Source organism: uncultured Campylobacter sp., from assembly GCF_938045535.1.
Classification (GTDB): Bacteria; Campylobacterota; Campylobacteria; order Campylobacterales; family Campylobacteraceae; genus Campylobacter_B.
Genome location: NZ_CALIMQ010000066.1, coordinates 1 through 6,253 on the forward strand (window position 1 = coordinate 1; position 6,253 = coordinate 6,253).

Sequence of the window (6,253 nt, forward strand, 5' to 3'; positions counted from 1 at the left end):
CGTAAAATTTTAGAATAGAACATCCAAGAAACGAGCAGAAAAATGCGCGAGACTTTACCAAGCATCTTTATGCCTAATTCGTAGCAATTTTAAACAGAATTTTTTGTAGACAAATTAGGCTCGGCTGAAAGCAAACGTAAAAATTTTGAGGCTAAACGCCCGAATTACACGATATAAAATTTAAGAACGTATAATTAACTCGGCGCAAAATCTAAAGCATTTCGTTAAACTGGACGTATAATTAAAAGCCTAAGAGCCGATTTAGCGTAAATTTGCAGCATGGCTCATCAGCGATACAATCTCTGCTAAGTCGAATTTGCCGCTGAAAAAGAGATTGAAAGCAAGCGCGCCCTGATTTATCAGCATCTCCTTGCCGTCTTTTGCAGGCAAATTTTTTGCGCGCGCGGCTTGTAAAAACGGAGTCTGTTTGCCGTAGATCGCATCAAAGGCGAATTTTGCGCGGGATAAAATTTCATCTATTACCCCCTCGGGCGCTGGTAGCGCGTCATCTTTGAGACCTGCGCCGGTGGCATTGACGATCAGATCGTAATCTTTAAATTTGAAATTTTCATAGGTAAAAAATTCCTCGCAGCCGAAGTCAAAATCTTTTACGCTGCGGTTTAGGATGTCAAATTTCACGCCGTTTTTGCCTAGCGCGTAGCCGATCGCTCGCGTCGTGCCGCCCGCACCTAAAATAAGCGCATTGCGAATCTCACCAAAGCCCAAAATCGCGCAGAAAAAGCCTTGCGCATCGGTGTTAAAGCCGTGCAGTGCGCTGCCTTTTAGCACCAGCGTGTTTACCGAGCCGATCTTCTGCGCCGCCTCGCTTAGGACGTCGCAGGCTTTGAGCGCGTCGAGCTTAAAAGGCACGGTTACGTTCGCACCCGTAAGCCTTAAAGCTTCAAATTTAGCTCGCAGCTCCTCGCCGTGCCGCAGCAAAACTCGCCCATAGTAGGCGTCCAGCTCCAAAAATTTTATGGCGTAATTATGAAGTAGCGGCGAGAGAGAGTGGGCGATCGGGTTACCGAAAACCGCAAATCTGTCCACTATTTCACTCGGTAGATATACGCTCCGCTATTGATGCTGCGCATATCGCTAAGTGCCTTTTGTAGCGCCTCGCCCTCAAAAGGTCCAACTAAAATTTTAGTTACGCTCTTGCTGCCGACGTGAGTTTGCAGAGCGATCGGATTATAGCCTTTTTTAGTGATTTTTTTAGTGTCAGACCCGTTTGGATCGTAGGCATTTGATGCGAAAACCTGCACATAACTGCCGTTTGCCACGCTGGTGCTGGTGCTCTTTGCTGCAACGCCGGCTTTTACGCTCTCGCTTTTAGACTCCGGCTTGCTAGCTTCTTTTTTAGGCTCGGACTTAGCAGGCTCTTTCTTGGTCTCAGCTTTAACATGTTCCTTTTTAGCTTCCGTTTTTGAAGACTCTTTTTTAACTTCTATTTTTGCTTGTTTTTCAGGTTCTTTTTTAGGCTCTACTTTTTGCTCGACTTTTCTAATTTCGGTTTTAGAAGGTTCTTTTTTGATCTCGTCTTTTGCAGATTCTTTCTTAGGCTCGGACTTTTTTACGTCCGTTTTCTCAGGCTTTTTGGCTTCGTCTTTAGGCTCAATCTTTTTACTTTCTATTTTAACGGATTTTTTTGGCTCTTCTTTGATTTCGGGCTTTCGGATTTCTACTTTCTGTGCTTCAGGCTGAGCGCTTGCGACGACCTTGCTTTCGGAATTAGGCTCTTGGGTTTTTATCTCTACTTTGGTTGGAGCTGCAGATGCTGTATTAGGTTCTGATTTCACCTCTACAGGCTCAGGCTGCGAAGGCTCAGGTTTTTGAACTTGTACGGCAGGCTTTTGCTCCGCTTTGGCAAGCTCTTCTTCACTAGGCATAGTAAGACCTGCGTTAGTATCAATATCGTCTTTATTAATAGCCTTCATTATGATTAAAATGATTAAGAATAAAACTACGACGCCGGCTGCAACTCCTCACGTGCATTATGCCCACGACCCTTTTTCAAATTCGCGTTCTTATCGACATTGCCGCTATTTATCACTATATCGTCTATGCTGCTCATATCGAAATTTTTGTCGTTCATACTCTCTCCTAAGATTATTATTTACTTTGTAAATTCTACCACGCAAAATTTACGAAATAAACAATTCGGGTAAGCTTACCCGAATTTATTAAATTTAATACATCGCGCGGTCGTAGATGATAAAGCGGTGCGCCAAATCCCGCACCTCCTCTTTGACCTGCGCCTGAAGCTTGGAATTTGAGATGTCGCTTAGCACGTCGGCGATTTTATTTCCGATAAACTCAAATTCTTTCTCCTTCATTCCGCGTGCCGTAAGTGCGGGGCTGCCGACGCGGATGCCGCTGGTGACGAACGGGCTGCGCATCTCGCCCGGCACGGTGTTTTTATTCGTCGTGATGCCTGCGTTTTCAAGCGCGGCGCTAGCGTCCTTGCCGCTAAAATCTCTATTTAAAAAGCTCATTAAAATCAGATGGTTATCGGTGCCGCCGCTAACGAGATCAAAGCCGCGCTTAACCAGCGTCTCGCCTAAAATTCTAGCGTTTGCTTTGACCTGCTTGGCATAGAGCTTCCACTCAGGGCTTAGATTGTGTTTAAAGCCGACCGCCTTAGCAGCGATGACGTGCATTAACGGGCCGCCCTGGATGCCCGGGAAGATCGCCGAGTTGATCCTTTTAGCAAATTCCTCGTCGTTGGTCATTATGATGCCGCCGCGCGGACCGCGAAGCGTCTTGTGCGTGGTCGAGCTTACGACGTGGCAGTGTGGAAACGGATTAGTATGTTCGCCTGCGACGACTAGCCCAGCGACATGCGCTACGTCGGCGAAAAGAAACGCGCCCACGCTATCAGCGATCTGCCTAAATTTGGCGAAATCTATCTCGCGCGTATAGGCGCTCGCACCGCAAACGATCATCTTTGGTTTTACGATCTGAGCGATCTCAAGCACCTTATCGTAGTTTATGCGGCCGTCGAGCTCCACGCCGTACTCGAAGCTCTCATACATCTTTCCGCTGCTTGAGACCTTCGCACCGTGCGTCAAATGGCCGCCGTGGCTAAGCGACATACCTAAAATTTTCTCGCCCGGTTTCAAAAACGCGGCATATACGCCCTGGTTGGCTTGGCTGCCACTGTTTGGCTGAACGTTTGCAAACTCACAGCCGAAGAGCTTTTTGCAGCGATCGATCGCGATCTGCTCGATCTCGTCTACGAACTCGCAGCCGCCGTAGTAGCGCTTGCCTGGATAGCCCTCGGCGTATTTGTTCGTTAGCACCGAGCCCATCGCCTCCATCACCTCGGGATAGGTAAAATTTTCGCTCGCGATCATCTCCAAATAATCGCACTGACGGGCAAGCTCTTTGTTGGTTAAACTAAAAATTTCATTATCGAATTTTTCTAAATTTGACACGTTCACTCCTTCTCTAAATTTAGCGGCCTCATCGCGGGGAATAAAATCACGTCGCGGATCGATTTTTTATTCAGCAAAATCATCGCCAAGCGATCGATTCCAAGCCCCCAGCCGGTAGTCGGCGGCATCGCGTAGCTAAGCGCGCGGACGTAATCCTCGTCCATCTCGTGAGCTTCGTCGTCGCCCGCGTTTTTGGCGTCGATTTGCGCCTTAAATCTGGTGTATTGATCGAGCGGATCGTTCAGCTCATTAAAGGCATTGGCTAGCTCTTTACCTGCGATATAGAGCTCAAATCTCTCGGCTATCTGCGGATTTTCGTCGCTTCTGCGCGAAAGCGGGCTGATCGAGATCGGAAAATCCACGATGAAGGTCGGATTTATGAGCTTAGCTTCTACGTAATTATCAAAAAGTTCGCTCTGCAGGTGGCCTAGATCGAGCTTTTCATTGACTTCAAATTTATCCTCTTTGAGTTTGGCGATGATCTTTTCGCGATCATTTACGATCTGCGGCTCAATGCCGCCTATCTGCGTAAGCGCGTCGAGATACTTTATGCGCGCAAAAGGCTTTGAAAAATCGATCTCGCGCTCATCGTAAGTTAAAATTTCGCCCAGAGCCTCTTAAACAGCGCTTTAAATAGCTCTTCGGTTAGGTTCATCGCGTCGTTATAATCATGCCACGCCCAGTAGAATTCTATGCTAGTAAATTCCGGATTGTGCGTCAGATCCATACCTTCGTTGCGGAAGTTTCGATTGATCTCAAAGACCGCCTCCATGCCACCTACTACGAGGCGCTTGAGATACAGCTCCGGCGCGATACGCAAGTAGCGATCGACGTCTAGGGCGTTGTGGTGCGTGATGAAGGGCTTAGCGTTCGCGCCGCCCGCGATAGGGTGCATCATCGGCGTTTCGACCTCTAAAAATCCGTGTTTTTCAAAAAAGCTGCGGATCTCGCTAACGATGACCGAGCGCTTGATAAAATCCTCGCGAATCTCTGGGTTCATTATCATATCGAGGTATCTTTGGCGGTAGCGCATCTCGATATCGACAAGACCGTGAAATTTCTCCGGAAGCGGCGAAATCGCCTTAGACGCGAGCATTATTTTGCTGGCATGGATCGAAAACTCGCCCGTTTGGGTGACGAAAGCATATCCGCGCACCAAAATTATATCGCCTACTTCGAGATTTTTCTTAAATTTAGCGTAATCCTCCTCGCCGATGCTGTCGCGTGAGTAATAAATTTGAATATTGCCGCTTTGATCTTCTATGTTTGCGAAGGTGGATTTGCCCGCGACGCGCTTTAGCTTTAGCCGCCCGGCGAGGCTTACCTCCTCGCTCGCTTTTTTATCCTCGGTATCTTTGATGTAGCCGAATTTCTCTTTAAACTCGGCTATGCTCATATCTTTTTTTAGAAAGTGCGGATAGGGATTAGCCCCCAAATTCCGAAGTTCCGACGCCTTGTCTATCCTTTGGATTTCTAACTGGCTATCAAACAATCTACTTCCTTTTTGCCGCGCATTCAGGGCAAATTCCATACAGCTGCATCATGTGCCCCGTAAGCGTAAATCCGTGCTCTTTAGCGACGGCAAGCTGTTTGCGCTCGATAGTGGCGTCTTGAAATTCTATGATCTTATTGCAGCTTTTGCAGATTAGATGGTCGTGGTGAGGCTTGTTGGCAAGCTCAAATTTCTTGCCCTGTGCGCCAAATGAGATCGACGTCGCCATGCCCGAATCCTCAAGCAAATTTAAGGTACGATACACGGTCGCTATGCCTACGTTTAGCTCCGGAAATTTTACTTTGATCTCATTATGAAGCGCCTCAGGTGTGAAGTGCTTGTTATTGTTGTAAAGCGTGCGAAGCAAAACCTCGCGCTGCTTGGTATATTTTAGACCGCTAGCGGCAAGCGCCTTTTTAAACTCAACAATTAGAGCGTCAAACTCTAAATTTTCGATTTTTGCATTCATAATTTTGTCCTTTCTGTAGAATTTACTTCTGAACTGGCGTTAAAATCGCTAGGTTCAGTGCTTTGATTTTGATCCGAGTTCATACGAGCAGTAGAATTTTGATCTTTTAAGAGCTTATCATCCATCTTAGAACCGATAGAATCCAAGCTTTGTTTGATCTTCGGATCGTCTTTGAGATTTAAAATCCAATTTCCTATTTTTAAAAAAATCGGCGCAGTTTTGCTGCTTTCAAAATACTTTTTGGTCTGTTCATTCATCGACATAGGACCGCTTGCAAGCGTAACGATAACGGCAAAAATCAAGAAAATTTTACTTACGCTAAATACGAAACCACCGATCTTATCGACAAATCCGAGTCCGCTCCATTTAAAGAATTTTGAAATGATTTCGCCTATAATCAGACACGAGATCCATACGCCAAAAAGCACAGCGATAAAGCCGATGAGAACCTGCGTCGTGTCGCCCGAAAGCACGCCGTTTGCATTCTGTAAAGCTGGAATTTTTGCTGCAATCCACTCGCCTGCCATAGTTTTATAACGCATCGCGGCAAAAAGACCGCCGATGAGACCCAAAATTCCAAAAATTTCTTTTACAATGCCATTAGTGATGCCGCGCAATCCGAAGAGCACTACGAGTACTAAACAGCCGACGTCGAACCAATTAATACCTTCCATCAAGCACCCACCACGCCTATTAGCTCTTGTAGGTTAGTCGAGTACCTAAACGCCGTGTCTTTTGAAATTTGATTTGCACGGATCGCTTTAACCATCGCTTGAGTTTGAGTTATCATACCGGTAGATTGCTGATTTAGCTGCATTTGAGAGTAAATCTGATGTACCTTGTTTTCTCGGATTAGAT

Annotated in this window: 6 protein-coding genes and 2 pseudogenes; all 8 read right to left on the minus strand. The window is 46.4% G+C overall.

The genetic code is table 11. From position 1 onward, the window contains the following. Positions 1–261: 261 nt before the first annotated feature. The gene (locus Q0095_RS02335) at positions 262–1,047 is read right to left on the minus strand and encodes a shikimate dehydrogenase (RefSeq protein ID WP_297881000.1); all 786 of its coding nucleotides are present in this window, start codon (positions 1,045–1,047) and stop codon (positions 262–264) included. Continuing rightward, positions 1,047–1,934 (minus strand): hypothetical protein, encoded by an 888-nt coding sequence (locus tag Q0095_RS02340; protein WP_297881002.1) that lies wholly within the window; start codon positions 1,932–1,934, stop codon positions 1,047–1,049. Before Q0095_RS02340 ends, Q0095_RS02335 begins: the two co-directional genes overlap by 1 nt. 26 nt (positions 1,935–1,960) lie before the next feature. Further along, positions 1,961–2,092 carry a hypothetical protein gene (locus Q0095_RS02345; protein ID WP_297881004.1) on the minus strand — a complete coding sequence of 44 codons (132 nt, stop codon included), beginning with the start codon at positions 2,090–2,092 and terminating at the stop codon, positions 1,961–1,963. Between the two features lie 94 nt (positions 2,093–2,186). Next, complete coding sequence (locus Q0095_RS02350) at positions 2,187–3,434, minus strand: serine hydroxymethyltransferase (protein ID WP_297881006.1); 1,248 nt, start codon at positions 3,432–3,434, stop codon at positions 2,187–2,189. A gap of 2 nt (positions 3,435–3,436) precedes the next feature. After that, positions 3,437–4,926 (minus strand): annotated as a pseudogene (gene lysS / locus Q0095_RS02355) (lysine--tRNA ligase). 1 nt (position 4,927) lies between these two features. Next, positions 4,928–5,395, minus strand: coding sequence for a Fur family transcriptional regulator (locus tag Q0095_RS02360; protein WP_297879855.1), 468 nt, complete (start codon positions 5,393–5,395; stop codon positions 4,928–4,930). Next, the gene (locus Q0095_RS02365; protein WP_100067315.1) at positions 5,392–6,069 is read right to left on the minus strand and encodes a CvpA family protein; all 678 of its coding nucleotides are present in this window, start codon (positions 6,067–6,069) and stop codon (positions 5,392–5,394) included. The genes Q0095_RS02360 and Q0095_RS02365 overlap by 4 nt, the downstream gene beginning before the upstream one ends. Continuing rightward, positions 6,069–6,253, minus strand: a pseudogene (locus Q0095_RS02370) (type IV pili twitching motility protein PilT); the annotation flags it as partial. The pseudogene Q0095_RS02370 and the gene Q0095_RS02365, both read right to left, overlap by 1 nt.